This is a genomic window from Janthinobacterium sp. CG_23.4 (assembly GCF_029892305.1).
Taxonomy (GTDB): domain Bacteria; phylum Pseudomonadota; class Gammaproteobacteria; order Burkholderiales; family Burkholderiaceae_D; genus Janthinobacterium; species Janthinobacterium lividum_D.
Genome location: NZ_JARXUX010000001.1, coordinates 2,315,720 through 2,336,470, shown reverse-complemented (window position 1 = coordinate 2,336,470; position 20,751 = coordinate 2,315,720). Strand labels below are relative to the sequence as shown.

14 protein-coding genes are annotated in these 20,751 nt (G+C 62.8%); 4 read left to right on the top strand and 10 right to left on the bottom strand.

The features are described from left to right. Position 1: 1 nt before the first annotated feature. Together H4V96_RS10585 and H4V96_RS10580 are read left to right on the top strand one after the other, a co-directional pair. Positions 2 to 1,234 (top strand): TIGR04063 family PEP-CTERM/XrtA system glycosyltransferase, encoded by a 1,233-nt coding sequence (locus tag H4V96_RS10585; RefSeq protein WP_010398146.1) that lies wholly within the window; start codon positions 2 to 4, stop codon positions 1,232 to 1,234. Next, on the top strand, positions 1,231 to 3,666 hold the full coding sequence (locus H4V96_RS10580) for a glycosyltransferase (RefSeq protein WP_196855769.1): 2,436 nt from the start codon (positions 1,231 to 1,233) through the stop codon (positions 3,664 to 3,666). The genes H4V96_RS10585 and H4V96_RS10580 overlap by 4 nt, the downstream gene beginning before the upstream one ends. A gap of 124 nt (positions 3,667 to 3,790) precedes the next feature. Here the strand turns inward: H4V96_RS10580 and H4V96_RS10575 are convergent, their stop codons facing one another. Further along, the gene (locus H4V96_RS10575; RefSeq protein WP_196855770.1) at positions 3,791 to 6,340 is read right to left on the bottom strand and encodes a cation-translocating P-type ATPase; all 2,550 of its coding nucleotides are present in this window, start codon (positions 6,338 to 6,340) and stop codon (positions 3,791 to 3,793) included. A 1-nt stretch (position 6,341) separates the two neighbouring features. Then, the gene (locus H4V96_RS10570) at positions 6,342 to 7,313 is read right to left on the bottom strand and encodes a cation diffusion facilitator family transporter (RefSeq protein WP_196855771.1); all 972 of its coding nucleotides are present in this window, start codon (positions 7,311 to 7,313) and stop codon (positions 6,342 to 6,344) included. A gap of 374 nt (positions 7,314 to 7,687) precedes the next feature. Here H4V96_RS10570 and H4V96_RS10565 point away from each other — a divergent pair, with 374 nt between their 5' ends. Together H4V96_RS10565 and katG are read left to right on the top strand one after the other, a co-directional pair. Further along, a complete protein-coding gene (locus H4V96_RS10565) occupies positions 7,688 to 8,560 on the top strand; it encodes a TIGR02285 family protein (protein ID WP_280720920.1) in 873 nt (290 codons plus the stop codon). 268 nt (positions 8,561 to 8,828) lie between these two features. Next, positions 8,829 to 11,090 (top strand): catalase/peroxidase HPI, encoded by a 2,262-nt coding sequence (gene katG, locus H4V96_RS10560; protein ID WP_196855772.1) that lies wholly within the window; start codon positions 8,829 to 8,831, stop codon positions 11,088 to 11,090. 247 nt (positions 11,091 to 11,337) lie between these two features. Here the strand turns inward: katG and H4V96_RS10555 are convergent, their stop codons facing one another. The 8 genes from H4V96_RS10555 to H4V96_RS10520 all read right to left on the bottom strand — a co-directional run bounded on the left by H4V96_RS10555 (position 11,338) and on the right by H4V96_RS10520 (position 20,626). Next, entirely contained in the window at positions 11,338 to 11,799 is a 462-nt protein-coding gene (locus H4V96_RS10555; RefSeq protein WP_196855773.1) for a MepB family protein, read from the bottom strand. Next, a complete protein-coding gene (locus H4V96_RS10550) occupies positions 11,796 to 12,029 on the bottom strand; it encodes a hypothetical protein (RefSeq protein ID WP_010398130.1) in 234 nt (77 codons plus the stop codon). Before H4V96_RS10550 ends, H4V96_RS10555 begins: the two co-directional genes overlap by 4 nt. A 70-nt stretch (positions 12,030 to 12,099) precedes the next feature. Continuing rightward, positions 12,100 to 13,104 (bottom strand): 2-hydroxyacid dehydrogenase, encoded by a 1,005-nt coding sequence (locus H4V96_RS10545; RefSeq protein WP_010398128.1) that lies wholly within the window; start codon positions 13,102 to 13,104, stop codon positions 12,100 to 12,102. Positions 13,105 to 13,191: 87 nt separating this feature from the next. Then, positions 13,192 to 14,385, bottom strand: coding sequence for a hypothetical protein (locus H4V96_RS10540; RefSeq protein ID WP_196855774.1), 1,194 nt, complete (start codon positions 14,383 to 14,385; stop codon positions 13,192 to 13,194). A gap of 2 nt (positions 14,386 to 14,387) precedes the next feature. Beyond that, complete coding sequence (locus tag H4V96_RS10535) at positions 14,388 to 15,959, bottom strand: MBOAT family protein (protein ID WP_196855775.1); 1,572 nt, start codon at positions 15,957 to 15,959, stop codon at positions 14,388 to 14,390. Continuing rightward, complete coding sequence (locus H4V96_RS10530; RefSeq protein ID WP_280720919.1) at positions 15,949 to 17,022, bottom strand: glycosyltransferase family 4 protein; 1,074 nt, start codon at positions 17,020 to 17,022, stop codon at positions 15,949 to 15,951. The genes H4V96_RS10535 and H4V96_RS10530 overlap by 11 nt, the downstream gene beginning before the upstream one ends. A 34-nt stretch (positions 17,023 to 17,056) precedes the next feature. Then, a complete protein-coding gene (locus H4V96_RS10525) occupies positions 17,057 to 18,526 on the bottom strand; it encodes a lipopolysaccharide biosynthesis protein (protein ID WP_196855777.1) in 1,470 nt (489 codons plus the stop codon). Positions 18,527 to 18,541: 15 nt separating this feature from the next. Beyond that, positions 18,542 to 20,626, bottom strand: coding sequence for a glycosyltransferase (locus H4V96_RS10520; RefSeq protein WP_280720918.1), 2,085 nt, complete (start codon positions 20,624 to 20,626; stop codon positions 18,542 to 18,544). Between the last annotated feature and the right edge of the window lie 125 nt (positions 20,627 to 20,751).

Below are 20,751 nucleotides of genomic sequence, written 5' to 3'. Positions count from 1 at the left end.
CATGCGCATCCTGCACATCCTCGACCATTCGCTGCCCCTGCATAGCGGCTACACCTTTCGTACCCTGGCCATTTTGCGCCAGCAGCGTGCACTGGGCTGGCACACCATGCAACTGACCAGTGCCAAGCAGGGAGCGTCCGATGGGGCGCAGCAGCTGGTCGATGGCTGGCATTTCTACCGCACGGCGCCGAATGCCTGCTGGTGGGCGCGTCTGCCCGTACTGAGGCAGGTGGCCGTCATCATCGGTCTGGCCGTGCGCCTGCGCCAACTGGCACAGCGCCTCAAGCCAGATATTTTACATGCGCATTCGCCGGCCCTGAACGCCATCGCCGCCCTCAACGCGGGGCGCGCGCTGGGCATTCCCGTCGTGTATGAAGTGCGCGCCTTGTGGGAAGACGCGGCCGCCGACCAGGGTAGCAGCCGGCCAGGCGGCCTGCGCTACCGCCTCACGCGCGCGCTGGAAACGTATGCGCTGCGCCGCGCCGACGCCGTCACCACCATCTGCGAAGGCTTGCGACGCGAGCTGTGCGCGCGCGGCGTGCCTGCGCACAAAATCACGGTCATTGGGAACGCCGTCGATGCCGCAGTCGTCGATGCCATTGCCGATCCCGCGCTGGTCCACAGCCTGGGTTTGGACGACGGCCCTGTCATCGGCTACATCGGCTCGTTTTATGCCTACGAGGGCCTGGCCTTGCTGCTGCGCGCCATGCCGTGCCTGCTGGCGGCGCAGCCAAGCCTGCGCCTGTTGCTGGCAGGTGGCGGTCCGCAAGAAAAGGCGCTGCGCGCGCTGGCGGCGCAATTGGGTCTCCAAAGCGCCGTGGTCTTCGTCGGTCGCGTGCCGCATGCGCAGGTGGCCAGCTATTATCAGCTGCTCGACATCTGCGTGTATCCACGCCTGCCCATGCGCCTGACGCAGTTGGTGACGCCCTTGAAACCGCTCGAAGCGATGGCGCAGGGCCGGCTCGTGGTCGCCTCCGACGTGGGCGGGCACCGCGAACTGCTCGAACATGGCAAGACAGGCATGCTGTTTCGCGCCGGTGACGCCGAGGCGCTGGCGCAAGCCATACTGGCGCTGCTGCTGACACCTGCCAGCTGGCCGGCGCTGCGGCGCCAAGCGCGTGTCTTCGTCGAGACGCAGCGCAGCTGGGATGCCAGCGTGCGCCGCTATGCGCCCGTGTATGCGCGTTTGACTGCGGCGCGCAGGGGTGCGGGAGTGCCGGGAGGGCTGCCATGATCTTCGCGGGCTTGCGTATCGCCCTGGTCGGCCCGCTGCCGCCGCCAGCCGCCGGCATGGCCAACCAGACGGCGCAGCTGGCGCGCCTGCTGCGCGACGATGGTGCCCACGTGCAGCTGCTGGCCGTCAACGACAGCGTACTGCCGCCCTGGCTGGCGCGCATCCGCTACCTGCGCGCTGCATTGCGGCTGCCCGTGTTCCTGTGGCGTTTGTGGCGCATGGCCAATACGGTCGACCTGTTCCACATCATGGCCAATTCCGGCTGGTCCTGGCATTTGCACGCGGCGCCCGCCCTGTGGATCGCCAGTCTGAAAGGCAAACCTGCCCTGCTCAATTATCGCGGCGGCGAAGCGGCCGCCTTCCTGGCCCGCTCGCCGCGCCTGGTGGCATTGAGCCTGCGCCGCGCCAGTGCCATCGTCGTGCCCTCGGCCTATCTGGCCGGCATCTTCGAGCAATATGGCCATACGGCCCACATCGTGCCGAACGTGGTGGACTTGCAGCGCTTTGCACCGGCCACGGCGCGCGCGGCGTCGCCCGACGGTCCGTGCATCCTCGTGGCGCGCCACCTGGACACTCTGTACGACAATGCCAGCGCCGTGCGCGCCTTTGCCATCGTGCGACTGGCCTTTCCCACGGCGCGCCTGGTGCTGGCAGGCGGCGGGCCGCAAGGCGCGGCGCTGGCGCGCCTTGCCAAGTCGCTCGGCGTTCTGGACTGCGTGCGCTTCGCCGGCCCGGTCGACAACGCCGCCATGCCCGCGCTGTACCAGGCCAGCGATATCGTGCTTAACCCCAGCCTGGCCGACAATATGCCCATTTCCGTGCTTGAAGCGCTGGCCTGCGGCGTGCCCGTCGTCAGCACCAACGTGGGCGGCATCCCGGCCCTGCTGCAGGACGGCGTGACGGCGCTGCTGGTGCCACCCGGCGAGCCGGCCGCCATGGCGCAGGCCATCATGGCGCTGCTGCGCGACCCGCCGCGCACACAAGCGCTGGTCGACGCGGGCCTGGCGCACGCTTCCACCTTCAGCTGGAAGCGCATCGCGCCCGGTCTGGCCGCACATTACCGCCGCATCCGCGCCACGCCGCGTCCGGGCGCCTACACACGCTGCGTCGCGCACTGGCTGTTTCCCCTGCATGAATGGTGCAAGGGTCATCACAGCACGCGCCTGCTGCGCCGGCTGGAACGCTCGCAGTGGTGGAGCGCACAGCAATTGCAGCAATGGCAGCTGGCGCGCCTGCGCGCGCTGCTACGCCACGCGGGAGAGCACGTACCGCATTACCGCGCCCTGTTCGCGCGCAGCGGTTTCGACCCCGGCCAGGTCAGGCAGTTGGCCGATCTGGCGCGCCTGCCGCTGCTGCGCAAGAGCGATATTGCGCGCGCGCGCGACAGCTTCAAGTCTACCCGCGCCGTCGGCTTGCGCCCTTTCGCCACGGGCGGCTCGAGCGGCGAGCCGCTACAATTTTTCCTCGGTCGGCGCAGGATCAGCCACGACATCGCGGCCAAGTGGCGCGCCACGCGCTGGTGGGGCGTGGACATCGGCGACCGCGAAGCCGTGTTGTGGGGTTCGCCCATCGAGCTGCATGCGCAGGATCGCCTGCGCCGCCTGCGCGATGCGCTGCTACGCAGCATCCTGCTACCCGCGTTTGCCATGTCGCCCGTGCGCCTCGATGGCTATGTCAGGCAACTGCACCGCTGGCGCCCGCGCATGCTGTTCGGCTATCCATCGGCCCTGTGCCGCATCGCCAGCCATGCCAGCGCGCGCGACCTGCCGCTCAACGGCCTGGGCGTGAAAGTGGCGTTCGTGACGGCCGAACGTCTGTACCACGAGCAGCGCGCACAAATCGCCGCCGCTTTCGGCTGCCCCGTGGCCAACGGCTACGGTGCGCGCGACGCGGGCTTCATCGCGCACGAATGCGCGGACGGCGGCATGCACATCACGGCAGAAGACCTCATCGTCGAAATCGTCGATGCCCAGGGCCAGCCGCTGCCGCCAGGGGCCACGGGCGAAATCGTCGTCACCCATCTTGCCACGCAGGACTATCCCTTTATACGCTACGCCACGGGGGACATGGGCGCGCTGGGCACGCAAGCGTGTTCCTGTGGACGTGGTTTGCCCCTGCTGCAAAAGATCGAAGGGCGCAGCACGGATTTTCTCACGGCCTGCGATGGCAGCGTCATGCACGGCCTGGCCCTCGTCTACATCGTGCGCGAACTGCCGCAGGTACGCAGCTTCAAGATCATCCAGGAAAGCCTGCTGCGCACGCGCGTGCTGCTGGTATGCGTGGCGCGCCTGGACGACGCCACCCGCAACGCCATCGTGACCGGCTTTCAGGCCAGGCTCGGTGCCCAGGTAGACATCGTCATCGAGGAAGTCGACGAGATCGCGGCGGAAGCGTCGGGCAAGTACCGCTATGTGGTGAGTGAGGTGGTGTGAGGTGGTGTGAGGTGACTAAGGAGGGATTGCCAGCCAAGCGGACCTGGCCAGCATCGGCAACAGCCTGTACATCAGCGTCACGCGCCGGACGCCGCGAAGTATTCGATGCCGATGTGCTCCATCATCAGGTGCGCAAGCGCGCGCCGCGTAGCCATCGCCATGTCGGCAAGACCCACTTGACGCACTCGAACCAGACGATGCTGAGCGCGGCGACCAGCGCGCACGGCAGCAACAACAGCATGTCCGGCAGCGCGAAGGCGAACAGCTCGCGGATGATCGCCACACCCAGTACCAGCAGCAGCAATAGCGAGGCCGCGAGGCCTATCCATGCGAATGCCCGGTTCGACTTCAACCCCCTCTTCCATGACGGCTCGGTCCACTGGCGATTGACATAGATCAGTCCCAGGTTCGACGCCACCAGGCTGAGGAAGGTCGTCGTGCGCGCCACCGCATCGGAATAGTCCATCGAGCGCACGCACACGTGGAAGGCCAGCAGCATGGCCAACAATCCTGCGCCCTGCAGCAAGCCGCGCACGAGTATTTCACGGTCGAACAAATGCATGTCCGGCCGTCTGGGCTTGCTTACCATGGCATCGGCTTCGATCGGCTCGGCCTCAAACACGATCGAGCAGGCGGGATCGATCACCATTTGTAAAAACAGTATGTGCACGGGCATCAAGAGCAAGGGCCAGCCCAGCAGCACCGGCACGATGGACAGGCCAACGATGGGGACATGCACCGCGACGATAAAGACGATGGCCTTGCGCAGATTGGCAAACAGGCGCCGGCCATGCTGCACCGCAAGCAAGAGGGAAGAAAAATCATCGTTGAGCAATACCAGCGCTGCCGCCTCGCGCGCGACATCGGTGCCACGCGCGCCCATGGCCACACCGATGTTGGCCGCCTTCAAAGCGGGCGCGTCATTGACGCCGTCACCGGTCATGGCAACAATCTCGCCACGGCTGCGAAAAGCTTGCACCAAGCGCAACTTTTGCTCTGGCGCGATACGGCAAAAGACATCGGTATCAACCAGGCGCGCCTGTAGCGCCGCGTCATCCAGCGCGGTCAGCTCCACGCCGGACATCAAACCGCTGGCGTTGCCGGCGACACCGGCCTGCTGCGCGATGGCAAGCGCTGTGGCGGGATGGTCGCCCGTGATCATCACCACGCGTATGCCCGCCGCATGACATTGCGCCACTGCATCGGGCACTTCTGGTCGCAGCGGATCGTGTAAGCCCAGCAGCCCAAGAAATTGAAAATCAAAAACGTGCTGGCTGTCCGGCAAGGGCGACGCGGCAAAGGTGGCACTGGCCACGCCGATCACGCGCAAACCGTCGTTTGCCATGGCCAGCACCTGCGCCGCGATGCTGGCGGCGCGCGCTGGCGGCAAATGGCATAAGTCGATGATGGCCTCGGGCGCGCCCTTCGCCGCCACCAGGAGCGCGCCATGGTCCGGCGATCGCCACACCCGCGACATGGCCAGCATCTGGCGCGACAGCGGATAATCGTCAATCAGCTGCCAGTCGGCATGCAGGTGCTCGGTATGCGCCAGCAAGCGCGCGCCGGTCTCGACGATGGCCGACTCCATCGGGTCAAACGCGCGTCGATGGCTAGCCAGCACGCCATATTCGAGCAAGCCGTGCAGCTCTTCCGGCAAGGCAGCGGCGGGACTGCGCTGGCAATCATGGGCCGACTGCTCCGACCAAAGCCGGGCTACGTCCATGCGGTTGGCCGTCAGCGTCCCCGTCTTGTCTACGCACAGCAGTGTCGTCGCGCCGAGTAATTCGATCGCCGGTATGCTGCGCGCCAAAATGCTTTCCCGCCCCAGGCGCCAGGCGCCCAAGCCCAGGAAAAGCGTCAAGATGACCGGCAATTCTTCAGGCAGGATCGCCATGGCCAGCGTCAGTCCAGCCAGCAAGCCTTGCAAAGCGTCGCCACGCAGCCACCAGTAGGCCAATGCCAGGCCTGCGGCGAGGCACAAGCCGCCGATGGCGACATGGCTGACGACGCGGCGTGTTTCCAATTGTATCGGTGTCAGCTCGCTGCCCATGCTGGCAAGCGAGGCGCCGATGCGACCGAGCGCGCTATCGGGTCCGGTGGCGACCACCAGACCGCTGGCCGTGCCTTGCGTGATCAGGGTGCCGGAATACACCAGGCAGGCCGGACTGTCGCCAGTGTCGCCGCGGCCATGCTTGGCTACCGGCACGGACTCGCCCGTGAGCATGGACTCATCGGCCGTCAAATTCGATGCATTGAGCAGTTCGATATCGGCCGGCACGCGGTCGCCCTCGGCAAGCAGCACCAGGTCGCCAGGCACCAAGTCCCTGCCAGCGATGCGCTCCTGCTTGCCATCGCGTATCACCAGGGCGCGTGGACAGGAAAGGTCGCCCAAGGCATGCAGCGAGCGTTGCGTGCGCCTGCGCTGAAAAAAGGTGGTGCCCATGACGAGACACACAAAGCCCAGCAGCATCAGCGCTTCATTGCGGTCGCCAAGCAGCAGATAGATGATGCCGCAGGCCACCAGCAGCAAAAACATCGGTTCGGATACGACATCGAGCAGCAGGCGTGCGGCACTCAAGGGACGCGAGGCAGGCAAGGCATTCGGCCCACTTTTCAGCAAGCTTTCTGCAGCCTGCGCGGTTGTCAATCCTCCACTGCCTGGCTGGAGCGACATATCATCCCGCCTTTTCCGGCGTGGCCGACGGCGACGCACTTGCGTGATCCAGATCCGGTCGCCGCCATGGATCGATATGCGTCATCAGATTGAGAACCCGATGACGCTCGAGCACGCGGCGGCGCGCATCGACAGCAATCGTATGTCCCGCTTCGACCGTCAGTGATGCCTCGACCTCGATGTGGACATCGGCGATGATCATGTCGCCCATTTTTCGCGTGCGCAAATCATGCACGCCACTGATGCCGGGCGTCGTCAATAGCGTCTCGCGTATGGCACTGAGTTCTATCTCGTCCACCGCCCTATCCATCAAGTCATGCAGCGCGTCCCAGGCAAAGCCCCAACCCATTTTCAGAATCATGAGTCCAACGATCAGTGCAGCAATCGGGTCCAGTATCGGGTAGCCGGCGAGATTGCCGATGATGCCGACGCCAACGACAAATGAGGACGCAGCATCCGAGCGGGCATGCCACGCATTGGCGATCAGCATGCTCGATTTGATGCGTTTGGCTATCGCCAGCATATAACGAAACAGGCACTCTTTGGCCAATAGTGCCAGACCAGCCATCCACAAGGCGATGCTGTGTACTTCGGCGATGCTCTCTGGCGACTCAAGCTTCAATATTGCGCTCCACACCATGCCTGCGCCGACGGCCAAAAGTAAGAGGCCGAGAATGAACGAAGCGGCGTTTTCAAATCGCTGATGCCCGTAGGGGTGGTTCTCATCGGCATCCTTCTTGCTGTGGTGACTGGCGAACAAGACGACAAAGTCTGCCACGAGATCGGTGAGCGAGTGAATGCCATCGGCCACCAAGCCTTGTGACTTGGCATAGATACCGATGCAAATCTGTGCAATGCTCAAGCAAAGGTTGACGGCGACACTCACCCAGGTGCTACGCGACGCTGCAGCTGCTCGCTCCAAGGCGAAGTGTGAAGAATTCTCGTTCTCATCTTCGAATTCTGTTGGCGTCATAGGGGTTCACAATGGCAAGGTTGATCGATCAAGTCTGTGCGGCTCAGCATACTGGCAAAGCCAAATTATCGTGCATGCCGAAGCAAAATAAAAATTATATTTTTACTATCTTAATGCTTCTCATTTAATGGTAGTAGTTACAATATTGCAATCTTTTGATGAACACTGCTGCAGACATTGTGCACCGCGCCTTGCGACGTGCCGGGCTGCGGGGATAGGTGCCGGTGCGCAAAAATATGGCCTTAATATCAATATTACGACAGCACCGCAAGCCTTGCCATTTCGGTCTTTTTCATAAAAAATTTCATCCTATCGCGTGTTTTCAGCCCCAACTATGGTGATAATAGTGGGACATCCTCGACTATGGAGCACAAATGCGTCGCATATTGCTGGCAATGAGCTTGTTCGTGCAAGACGTCTCTGCAGAGCAAGCCGTGATGACCTGGCTGATTCCGGATTTGCCACCGATATCGATACGCAGCAATGACAAGCCTGGGTCCGGCATTGTCGACAAAGAAATCGCCTACATCGTTGCGCATTGGCCGCAGGTCGAGCACCGCTTCGTCTACGCCAATTTGAAACGCAGCTGGGCCATGCTAAAAGCGGGCCAGCCTGCCTGTTATTGCTTCACCTTGAGCAACCCCGAGCGGCTGAAAAGCGCCTATATTGTCGAAACAGGCGTGCTGCCGCCCTTGCATTTGCTGGCGCGCTCCGAGGTGGCGGGCGCGCTGCCACTCAATGCCAGGCAGGAAGTCGATTTGCCGCTGCTGCTGTCCAAGCACAAACTACGTGGCTTGATCAGCGAAAAGCGCAGTTTCGGCAAGCAGCTCGACAACATGCTGCGCCAGCGGCCTGCGGATGCCCCACTCACGCTGACTACGATCAGCAACTACGGCGAATCTATCTTCGCGATGATGCTGCTTAACCGTGTCGACTATACGATCGACTATGATTTCATCCTCTCTTATTACCAAAGCCGTAACGACAAACTGGCTGCGGTGCGCAGCTTCCCTATCGCCAGCAATGGAGAACCAATCAAGTTTGGTTTCGCCTGCCCGAAGACCGCATGGGGCAAGGCGACAGCACGAAAGATAGACGACATTCTGGGGACCCGGGAAGGGGCGCAGGCGATGCGTGAAAGCGTGGAGGCCTGGCTGAGCGAGTATACCCGCCGACGCTACGCAGATCAATTCGGCGCCTTTTACCGACGGCGCGAAAAACCGATGCTGCATCTTGATGGGCCATAAACATGCAAGCGTGTGTCGCATTGTTGAGCGAAACACGGATTTTTCCATGCCCGGCACAGCTGAACTCATGCTGCCACGTTCAAGCGCGCTATCATGATCATTCGCACCTTGTTCCCTAATGAACAGCATGGCTCATAGTTAATTACTACCAATTTGATAAATACAATTGATTTTACCAATCAATCGTTGGTACTTATACTCGGTACATATATTTCGATTTCGAACTATGTTGCATTCTCCCCCCCTTTTTTTAAAGACAGGATCAGCGATGAGTACAGAAAAAACAGTAGCTAAATGCCCCTTCAATGCTGCAGCGGGTGTGGGCACGACTAACCGCGATTGGTGGCCGCAGCAGTTGCGCCTCGATTTGCTGCACCAGCATTCGTCGAAATCGGACCCGATGTCGCAGCAATTCGATTACGCGGCGGCCTTCAACACGCTCGATTTGCCATCGTTGAAACAGGATCTCACCGCCTTGATGACTGATTCACAGGATTGGTGGCCGGCCGACTTCGGGCACTATGGCGGTCTGTTTCTCCGCTTGGCATGGCACAGCGCCGGTACCTACCGTACAGGCGATGGCCGCGGCGGTGCCGGCCGTGGCCAGCAGCGCTTCGCGCCACTGAACAGCTGGCCCGACAACGTTAACCTCGACAAGGCACGTCGCCTGCTGTGGCCCATCAAGCAGAAATATGGCAAGCAAATCTCCTGGGCCGACCTGTATATTTTGAGTGGCAACGTGGCGCTCGAAAGCATGGGTTTCCAGACGCTGGGCTTCGCTGGCGGCCGAGCAGACGTGTGGGAACCGGACCAGGATGTGTACTGGGGTCGGGAAAACAAATGGCTGGCCGGCGACGTGCGTTACTCACAAGGTTCGCCCGGAGTCGACAAAGTCAACGCCGTGCTGCCAAAAGACGACGATAGCGAAGCGCCACAGTCGCGCGATCTCGAAAATCCCTTGGCCGCCGTGCAGATGGGACTGATCTACGTCAACCCGGAAGGTCCGGACGGCAAGCCAGATCCGCTCGCCTCTGCCATCGACATCCGTGACACCTTCGCGCGCATGGCGATGAACGATGAAGAAACCGTCGCACTCATTGCCGGCGGCCATACCTTCGGCAAAACCCACGGCGCCGCCGCCGCAGAGCACGTCGGCTCCGAACCTGAAGGTACCGGTATCGAAGCGCAAGGATTAGGCTGGGCCAACAGCTATGGCACCGGCAAAGGTGGCGACACCATCTCAAGTGGCCTGGAAGTGACGTGGACCAGCACACCTACGCAGTGGAGCAACAATTATTTCGAGAACCTGTTCGGCTTCGAATGGGAATTGACGCAAAGTCCGGCTGGCGCACACCAGTGGGTCGCCAAAGGCGGCGACGGACTCATCCCGGATGCACATGACGCCAGCAAGCGCCATCGCCCTACCATGCTGACAACTGACTTGGCGCTGCGCATGGACCCGGCTTACGAAAAAATCTCGCGGCGCTTCTTTGAAAACCCGGACCAGTTCGCCGATGCATTTGCGCGCGCTTGGTTCAAGCTGACCCACCGCGACATGGGCCCGCGTTCGCGTTACCTTGGCGCCGAAGTACCAAAAGAAGTCTTCATTTGGCAAGATCCTGTCCCCGGCGTCGAGCATGCTCTGGTCGATGAGCAGGACGTCGCGGCGCTGAAAGAAAAGCTGCAGGCATCGGGCTTGACGGTGGCCCAGCTCGTCGCCACGGCGTGGGCTTCGGCATCGAGCTTTCGCGGCTCGGACAAGCGCGGTGGCGCAAACGGCGCCCGGCTTCGCCTCGCGCCGCAAAAAGACTGGGCTGTCAACCAGCCGGAACAGCTCAGTGAGGTACTCGCCACCCTGGCACAGATTGCCCAAGCATTCAACACCGGCGGCAAGTATATATCACTGGCCGACCTGATCGTCCTGGCAGGCAATGTGGGCGTAGAGCAGGCAGCAAAGAATGCTGGCCATGCGGTCGTCGTGCCGTTCACCCCAGGGCGCACAGATGCTACCCAAGAGCAAACCGATGTGCAGTCATTCGAGCCACTCGAACCGATTGCCGACGGCTTCCGCAATTACCTGAAGACGCATTACAGTGTGCCGGCCGAGGTATTGCTGGTCGATAAAGCGCAACTGCTGACCTTGACGGCGCCAGAGTTGACGGTATTGATTGGCGGAATGCGTGTGCTGAACACCAATGTCGGCGGCAGCCAGGATGGCGTGTTCACCCAGCGCCCAGGTGCTTTGAGCAACGACTTTTTTGTCGAACTGCTCGATATGAATACGCAGTGGGCACCGGTTTCGCGCACCCTGGACCGCTTCGAGGGACGTGATCGCAAGACGGGCGCGCACAAGTGGAACGCCTCGCGCGTCGATCTGGTGTTTGGCTCGCACGCCCAACTGCGCGCAATCGCCGAGGTATACGCCAGCGCCGATGCGGCCGCGAAGTTTGTGCACGATTTTGTGGCGGCATGGACCAAGGTGATGAACCTCGACCGTTTCGACACAAATTTGGCCCCTGCTGTGAATTAAGCGATTCAATGCCATGGTCCGCCTACCAGGCGGACCATTTACTATCATGACGACGCACTCGCCTTAGCTTGTACTGACAGCGTCTGGCAAAAAGCTGCCGGTCGGGGAACGCAACTTACACGACAGGCTCGCCCCTCCAAAAAACTTCCACTCATTGAGGCAAAAGCCAGCGGCGCGCAGCGTGCCGCATCTAGCCACAAAAGGTTTTGCTCAGCAACACGGCATCGATCAATTCAACGGCAAACAATCATTCCCTGCACAGCTGCTCGAGCCGCAGCTGGTCGCCCGCGGCCACAAAACACGCCGATTGCCAGCGCTGTGTGTGCAGTGCCTGGAGCGATTTTGGCGTACACCAGGGCGGATACACGCGCAGCGCGCGCTTGCCGCCGCTGCCCGCGCGCGACATCACGCCGCGTTCGATCAACACGGCGCGGGAAAAGACAAACAAGCCATGCTGCGCTGCGTCGCTCACGGCGATGATGAGGAAATCGACGCTGTCCGCTGCATCGAGCGGGGCGATCTCGGCAGCGGGGTGGAGTCGCTTCCAGACGGTGACGAACTGGCCGGTTTTCGTCGGCGTGGTTTTTGCCACGCGCAAGACCAGTCGCTTGCCGTGCAGTTCGGCGCGGCAGGCGCCGTAGTCTGCGCTTTCCGCTTCCGGCACGGGCGCTCGCGGCAATCCCAGGCAAGCCCACGGACTGGCCTTCATTGCGCGCTGAATTCGGCCGCTGCCTTGGCCGCCCACAGCGCTTCGGCATGGCTGGCGAACGGGCTATCGTAGCCGTCGAGCGTGCCGTCTTGGTCCATAAAATACAGCCACCAGCCGTCGTCCTGCTCGCGGATGGCCGTCTGGCCAGGCGCGCAGTGGGCTGCCACATCCTGCGCCGAGGTGAGGGTAATGATGCGGATGCCGCGGTGCGTAATCAGGTGATGTGTCATGGAAAAATATAGATTACTAAAAGGATAAAGCCCGAAGTGCAGCTGCAGCGGCTGCACCTAAAAACCGGCGTCAGCCAGCCAGGACGCTATTTTCGCACGCCTTGCCCTGCAGGAAGCATTGCAGGTTGTGATAGGTGATGGCGGCGATCTCGCGCAGCGCTTCGATGGTGAAAAAGCCCTGGTGGCCCGTCACCAGCACGTTCGGCAACGTCATCAGGCGCTGGAAGATGTCGTCATCGATGATGTCGGACGAGCGGTCCTGGAAGAACAGATTGCTTTCCTGCTCGTACACGTCGATGGCCAGCGAACCGAGCTGGCGCGATTTCAGTGCTTCGATGACGGCGCCCGTGTCGATCAGGCCGCCGCGCGAGGTATTGACCAGCATGGCGCCCTGCTTCATCAGCGGCAGCGTCGCCACGCCTATCATGTGGCGCGTGCTTTGCATCAAGGGGCAATGCAGGGAAACGATGTCGGACTCGGCCAGCAATTGCGGCAATTCCACCATGGTGCCCAGTTGCGCAAACGCGGGCGCCGGATACGGGTCGTGGCCCAGCACCTTGCAACCGAAACCTTTGAAAATGCGCGCCGTGGCCAGGCCGATCTTGCCCGTGCCGACGATGCCCACCGTCTTGCCATGCAAGGTCGCGCCGAGCAAGCCGTCGAGCGAGAAATTGCCTTCGCGCACGCGCGCATACGCGCGGTGCGTATGGCGATTCAGGGTTTGCACCAGGGCCAGCGTGTATTCGGCTACCGCTTCCGGCGAGTAGGCAGGCACGCGGGCGACAAACAGGCCCAGGCGCTTGGCCGCTTGCAAGTCGAGATTGTTGTAGCCGGCGCAGCGTAGCAGGACGGCGCGCACGCCGTAGCCGTGCAGCGCTTCGAGCACCGGCGCGTCGAGCACGTCGTTGACGAAGACGCAGACGGCTTGGGCGCCTTGCGCCAGGACCACGGTTTCCTCGCTCAGCAAGGCGCTGTGATACACCAGTTCGATGCTGGCGGAATCGGGCTGGGACGCCAAGGCTTCATCGAAGAAGCGACGATCGTAGGGCTGGCTGGCAAAGAAGGCGATTTTCATGGTGAGTCCTGGAAATAGCTCGATGTAAATACAGCATCATAGCGCAAGCACCGTGGCCCCCGGCGTACGCCTGCTACCGCTGGCCGCCTATTTGGGCGCGCGCGGCAAGCTCAAGGCATGGCGCAGATACGCCGTTTCGGCGGCGTGCTGCGCATGATAGCGCTCGCGTGCGGCGCGCATCGCCGCCTGGTGCGCCGCGATGCCGGTGTCCGTCAGCTCGATGCCGAAGTCCGCCGGCGGCTGCGGCGCGCCGCCGAACAGGCGCGCCAGGATGAACTGGCCCACATTGTCGCGATAGTGCGACGCTTCCCAGTAATAGCGCATCGCGGGCACACCCGTCACTTGCGGGATCGGTTCGCTGGTGATGCTGTTGAAACCTGAAAAATCGTACAGGCGCACGTCGCAGCCCTCGCGCCGGTAGCGTCCGGCCATCTGCGCCAGGTCGCGCTGCCACTGCTGCATGGCATCCCACTTGCCGCGCCAATACAGAGCGTCGAGCGTCAGCGCGTGGGTGGGATTGATGTACAGGCGCAAGCGCGTGCCACCCCGGCACAGCTTGCCGACGCTGGTGTCGAAGGCGAGCAGCGCGGGCGCCGTCGGCACCGGGCCGTCGCCAAACTCTTGCAAGCGTGGCGTGAATGCGCGCGCCGTGCCGGCCCAGCCATGCTTGCGGCTGGTAATGCACGCCTGGTCGCGCTGGCCGTGCAGGGCTAGACTGGATAGGCAGACGCCATCGTAGCTGCCGCTAAGGATGCGCCAAGAGTCGTGCGTCATGTCCACGCTCAGGCCGCGTTTGATGTTGAGCAAGGCACGCCGCACGAAAAAGGCGGGGCCATCGTCCGTCAAGCCCGGCTCCACGCCGGCCGAACCGCGCGCCAGGGAAAACGAGGGTGCGTCAATGCCCCACACCATGGTGTCGACATGGCTGACCCTGGCCGCATGCTCGGCCAGCAAGATGGCGTCGCCGATCGAAGCGCCCGACACGGCGCTGTTGAAGACGCTCTTGCCCTCGAACAAAGTACGCATGCTGCTCGCCGGCAAGCCCATTTCCGTGCGCGAATTGCCGATATAGACGACGGCCGGCCGATAGCGCGCCACGGCATAGGTCTTGCCCCACACGGACAGTTTTTCAGCCGTCGGGCGCAGGCGCTGCACCAACGGGCTGTCCCACTGATGCAGCAAATACGGATCGACGTGATAATTCATGCCCGAAACAATGGCCAGCACGGCCAGCACGCAGGCAAGGAAGATGGCGAGGTAGCGGCGGGCGTTGGTATCCATGCTCAGAATTGGAAGTAGAGAAATTCGCTGACGCGGTTCATGCTGAAGATGCAGGCAACAAACAGCGCTGCCAAGCCCACGCTCCAGCGCCGCGTGAGTTGCCAGTTGAAGTTCCAGCGACCTGCAGACTGCAATATTCTTTCAATGGCGGGCTCGTAGAGAAAGAAAATTTCTTGCGTGTTTGGCGCCCTGAACGCCAGCAGCATCGCCACCAGCAGCACCGGCAAGCCCGGCCCCGCCAGTTCGATCCAGCGGATGCCGTCGAAGGCCGGATGCAGGCCCCACTGCGCGAGGAGGCCCGCGTGACTGACCAGGGCGCGCGGCAAGCTCACGCCGTTCGCCCCCACCAGCGCGCCGGCGATATCGGAGGCCGTGGCGACATCGGGCGCGCGGAAGTAGACCCAGGCCAGCATGACGGCAAGAAAGGTCAGCAAGCTTGAGCACCAAGCCGGCCACCAGCGCGCCTGCGCCGCGCCAAAGACACTCTGCCACGCCTGCAGCAGCACCAAGTACAGGCCGTGCAAGCCGCCCCATATGACGAAGGTCCAGCCGGCGCCATGCCACAGGCCGCCCAGCAGCATGGTCAGCATCAGGTTGCGGTAACGCATGGCCTCGCCATGGCGGCTGCCGCCCAGGGGAATGTATACATAGTCGCGCAGGAAACGCGACAAAGTCATGTGCCAGCGGTGCCAGAACTCGGCGATATTGGCCGCCTTGTACGGCGAGTTGAAATTGAGCGGCAATTTCACACCGAACAGGCGCGACAGGCCGATGGCCATGTCCGAATAGCCGGAAAAGTCGAAGTACAGCTGGAAGGTGTAGGCCAGCACGCCGATCCACGCCTCGATCAGGGTGGGGGTGGCGCCGGCCGCGAAGACGGGGATGGCGAGCGGTGACAGATTGTCGGCGATCAGCACCTTTTTTGCCAGGCCAAGAGTAAAAATTGACAAGCCGATGGCGAAGTTGGCCGCGCGCGGATGCACATTGGCCGGGTCGGCGAACTGCGGCATCATCTCGCGGTGGTGCAGCACGGGCCCGGCGATCAGGTGCGGGAAATAGCTGACGAACAGCACATAATGGATGAAGCGGTATTCGCGCACCTCGCCCCGGTAACAATCGACGAGGAAGGCGATCTGCGTGAAGGTAAAGAAAGAGATGCCAATCGGCAAGATGATGTCGAGCGCGTGCAATGGCAGGCTGCCACCACTACCGCCGGCGATAGCGACCGCGTTCACGCTATCGATGAAGAAATTCGCATATTTGTAGTAGGCAAGCAAACCCAGGTTCAGCGCCAGCGCCGTCAGCAGCACGCGCTTGCGCGCTGCGCCAGCGCTGGCGCCGAGCAGGCGCCCGGCGCCGTAATTGAAGCAAATCGATGCCAGCAGCAGCGGCAGATAGCGCACCTCCCACCAGGCATAGAAGAACAGCGAGGCCAGCGCCAGCCACATGGCCGGCGCCAGGCGGCGCCAGCTGGAAGGCGCACTGCCTGCGGATGCCCGGCGACCGAGCAGAAAATAGCCGGCCAGCACGATGGGCAGATAGCCGAACAGGAAGGCGAAAGAATTAAACAGCATATTGCCTCCTGGAAGGCAAGAACTGGACCTGGTAGTAACATTCGGCAATCTGCGCCGCCACCCGTTCCCACGTAAAACCTTGCACCAGCGCTTGCACGCGCGTGCGCTCGGGCGGGTGCGCCAGCAGTTCGAGGATGGCCCGGCGCTGCGCGTGGCCATCGTCCCAGCGCAGCTTGCGCAGCGCGAACGCGGAATCGGGCAAATCGAGCGCGCTTTGCGCCGTCATGACGACGGGCGTACCGGCCGCCAGCGCTTCGAGCACGCTCAAGGGCAACACTTCGCCCTGACTGGGCAAAGCCACTACGCCGGCCGCATGGTAGGCGCTCGCCAGCAGCGGGGCGGCGTGCTCCAGCGTGCCGAGCCAGCTGACGTGTGGCAAGTCCAGCAACTGCTGGAAATACGCGTGTTGTTCGCGCGGGGCAGCGCCGATCAGCACCAGGCGCAAGCCCGTCCCTGCCAGCGCCAGCGCCAGTCCCAGCTGGTTTTTATACGGCGAAATGCTGCCCACCATCAGCACGAAGGGCTCGGCGATGCCCGTTTCACGCAAGAACAGATCGCCATTGGCTGTAAAAAAGTGCGCGTTAATCCCGTTCGGCAAGACGCGGATGGCCTCGGCGCGCATGGCGAAACCTTGCACGATGGCGTCGCGCTCGGCCTCGCCCAGCGCAATGACCATGTCGGCCAACTGCAAGGCGCGCCGCGTTTGCGCATAACTGGTTTGCACCATCCACTGCGTCAAACGCCCTGCCAGCCGGTCGGCCAGCCGCGCGCGCCAGGCACAGGCGCGGCCCCATTGAGGCGATAGCAAGGGCGACAGCACCACTGGGACACCTTGCTCGCTGGCCGCTTCCATGATGCGGTAAGTGCCATTGCTGGCCGAAAAAACATGCAGCACGTCAAAATCGGCCAGCCGCTCATGGTTGGCATCGACCAGTTGCACTTCCATGGGGCGCGCCGCCTTGGCTGGCAGCCGGTTCAGGGCGGCTATGGTTTCGCGCACCTGGATCTGCAAGCCGCCGTCGCGCTGGAACAGCATCGGGTAGGACAAGATACCGACACGCATGGTCATCCTTTCGTGCGCCCGCGCCGCTGATAGCTCAGTGCGATGATTTGACGGCCAGCCAGCGGTCGGCCAGCTTGCGTTGCAACAACAGAAATTCGCCGGCGAGCTCATGTTTCAACAGAAAAATTGCGCCCAGCCAGCACAGCAAGGTGAGCAGCGCCGTGCCCGTCAGCGCCAGCAGCGCCGGCGCATCCATGGGTAGCCACAACAGCGCAGCGACAGGCGCCATGCCGCTGAGACCGCAGAGCAGCAAACTCTTGTGCAATGTCCGCGCCAGGATGCGCCAGTCGAGTGCGCTCAAGCGCCGCAGGCAGCGATAATTGAGCCAGCTGCGCAGTACATTGCTGAGCACCACGGCCCAGGCCACGGTTACCAGACCGAACGGTGCCGCCGCCAGCAGCAATGCCACTTTGATGACGCCAGCGCAGGCATCGAGGCGCACCTGCGCCTGCAACTGGCCCGTCGCCACGAACAGGTAGCGGGCCATGCTAAACATGCTATACACGGCCGACGACAGGCATATGATGCGTATCAAGGGCACACATCCTAGCCATTGCGTGCCATACAAGACCTTGATCAGAGGTAAAGCCATGCAGGCGAGAAAGAGAAAGAAGGGCCAAGCCAACGCTGTCATGTAGCTGATCGTGCGCAGATACACGAGTTGCGCCCCACCCTGCCCTCCCTCTCCGCGCGCGCGCGCCGCGAACAGGGGAAACACCACGGGAGAAATGGCACTGGTGATGGCCTGATTAAAAATATTCAGTACGCTTTGCGCCTTGCCGAACAAGGCCAGGCTTTCAATGCCGAGCAGCTTGCCAATGATGAGGTCAGGCGCCGCCACGCCCGCCTCGTCGACCAGGCTGCCACCGGTCGCATAGGCGCCAAAACGGGCGATGGCGCCCATGCCGCGCCATCCCGGCAGCCACGGCAGTTCACGCGGGCGCACCAGCAAGCTCACTGCCAGCGAGGCGCAAGAACCGGCCAGCGCCGCCCACACCATGCTCATATAACTGTAGCCCTGCAGCGCCAGCAGCACGGCCACCAGCACGTTGGCCACACTATTGGCGGCATTAATGGCGTAGATGGCGCGAAAGCGCAGTTGCCGACGCAACATGGGTAAGGTTAAGGCGCTAAACGGAATCAGTAAAAAATTGATGGCCAGCAGGCGCAGCACCAGGGTCAGCCGTGGTTCGCCATACCACCGCGCCAGCGGCGCGCTGAGCAGCAGTACCAGGCTCGCCAGCAGCCAGGCAACGAGCAAGCTGGTCGCCAGCGCGGCCCGCAGTTTCACGGCATCGAGCTGCTTTTCCTGGATCAGGTATTGTCCCACGCCAAAATCGCGCACTACTTGCGCCAGCGCCACCAGCACGGCAGCGAGCGCATACACGCCCACTTCGGCCGGCGTCAGCAGGCGCGCCAGCACCATGCTGGCGATAATGCCCAGCAACAGTGCCGTGTATCTTTCGGCGAACGAAAAGGAAAACGACGCGCGGGTGGTGCTCATGCGGGCCGCCCGCGCCTACACCAGGCCCGCATAGAACTGCCGCAACTGGCGTTCCAGGCGTGACATCGAATAGCGCTGCACGGTTTCTTCGCGCGCCAGCCGTCCCATGCGGGCACGCCGGGGCGCGTCCATCAGCAGCTTGGCCACGAGCGCGCAAGCAGCGTGTTCGTCGTCGAGCGGCAGCAGCAGTCCCCCTGCGCTATCGTGCAAGATATCGTGGGTGCCCGGCACATCCGTGCCCACAGCCGGCACGCCGCAGGCCATGGCCTCGATGGTGGCAATGCCGAAGCCTTCGTTTTTACTCAGCAGCACATGCAAGTCGAAGGCAGGCATCAACAACTCGACGCGCTGCTGGAAGCCGGCAAACACCACGCGCTCCTGCAATCGCGCCTGTTGCACTTGCAGGCGCAGCATGGCTTCCAGCGGCCCCGTGCCTACCAGCACTAAATATAACTGAGGGAATTGCACGGCCAGGCTGGCGAACAGGGCCAGCAGCGCTTGCGGACGCTTTTGCGCCGACAGTCGCGCCACGCAACCGAGGACCAGCGCGTCGGGCGGCAGCCCGAGTTGGCGCCGCGCCAGCACTTTGCGTTCCGGCGAGACAATAAAAGTGTCCGTATCGACGCCGTTCGGTATCACGGCCAGCCGCGTCTGCGGCGCCAGCATGTCACGGTACAAATCAAGAAAATGGCGCATGGCGGAGGAAGACACGGCATACACGCCCTTCACGCTACGAAACGCTTCCTGCAGCAGTGGCCGCTGCCAAGTACTGAACGGTTCCAAAGGAAACGCATTGTGCACGCTGATGACGGCAGGCAGGCGGCACTGCCGCGCCAGCCACACGATGGAAGCGCCATAACTGGTCCAGCAAAAGGCCACATGGACCAAATCAGGCCGCAACTGCCGCAGCCGCCAAGCCCCCGTCAGCCGCGCGCGCAATAAACTCCAACGGCGCCACGCCCAGTGTTCAAGAAATAGCGGCGGTTCATACACGCGCACTTGCATCTGGCTGGCGCGCAAGTGTTGCGCCCAGGCTTGAAAACCGGGAAAGCGCCGCAGGGCCAGCACGCTGTCATAGCCGCTCGCAGCAAGTACTTTTGCCTCTTGCGCCAGGCGCAGCTCCATGCCGCCCAGCTCACCCGAATAACTGCTGATGACGATGCGCGGCAGGCGTTTGCGCCGTCCCCGCCATGCTTCATGAAAAAACCCCCGCAACCAGGCCCGTTCCCACTGGTGCAAGAACAGCGCGGCGCGGTCGCGCCGCAGCCAGGCGCGCACGGCGCCGAGCGTATCGCGCACGTATCGGCCCAGCATCCAGCGCGGCACGCCCAGCAGCTCCACGCTGGGCCCAAGCGTGGCCAGCCGGCACTGACCACGGCCAAACAGCATGGCACGGCGCAGTATCGACGCGCGCTGCACTTGCGCGACGCGAATGATGTGCGCCACGCGGGCCTGGGGACAGAACCAGGAAGGGTTGCCGGCCGCATGCAGCTCCAGGTTGAGGCGGGTTTCGCTGCCCATGGCGTAATTGCTCCCTTGCGGACCGATACTCTCGTCATAGCGGGCGCCCGACTCGAAGATGCGGCGGCGAATCGCCATGTTGGCGCCCCACACCAGGCCCGGATAGATGGGGGCGTCGCGCAGGTCGGGGCTGGTGATGCCCCATGTCACGCCGACGGGCGTCAGGCGCAGCAGCCATTGCGCCGGAGGTTCCCGCCAGGCGGGCACGATGGCGCCGCCAAACAGGGCGTAGCCCGGGTGATCGCGCGCGCAGCGCTGCAAGCGGCACAGCCAGTCGGGTGCCGGCATGGCGTCGTCGTCGCCAAAGACGAACAGCTCGCTGCCATCGCCGCCCTGTCGCAAGGCATGCTCGACGGCGCCGTTCAGGGCGGGACTGCGGCCGCGCCGCGCCACATAGATTGAGCTCAAGGGCAAGCACCCGCGAAAAGCGGCGATCACCTGCGCCGTGCCGTCCGTGCTGCCATTGTCGGCGATGAGCAGGCGCCAGCCGGCTGCAGGCGGGCGTAGCCGCATGTAGGCGCGCAATACCTGGGGCAACGTGCCGGCGCCATTGTAGGTCGCCATGAGAACGGTCAACAAGGACATGCCTCCTTGGTCTTAGCATGACAAAACTGGGTACTGAAAAGTATTCACCGAGTCAATCGCGTCAATCGAGTGTACCGAGCCTGCCCGACAGCAAGTTGAGCGACATCAGTACCATGCAG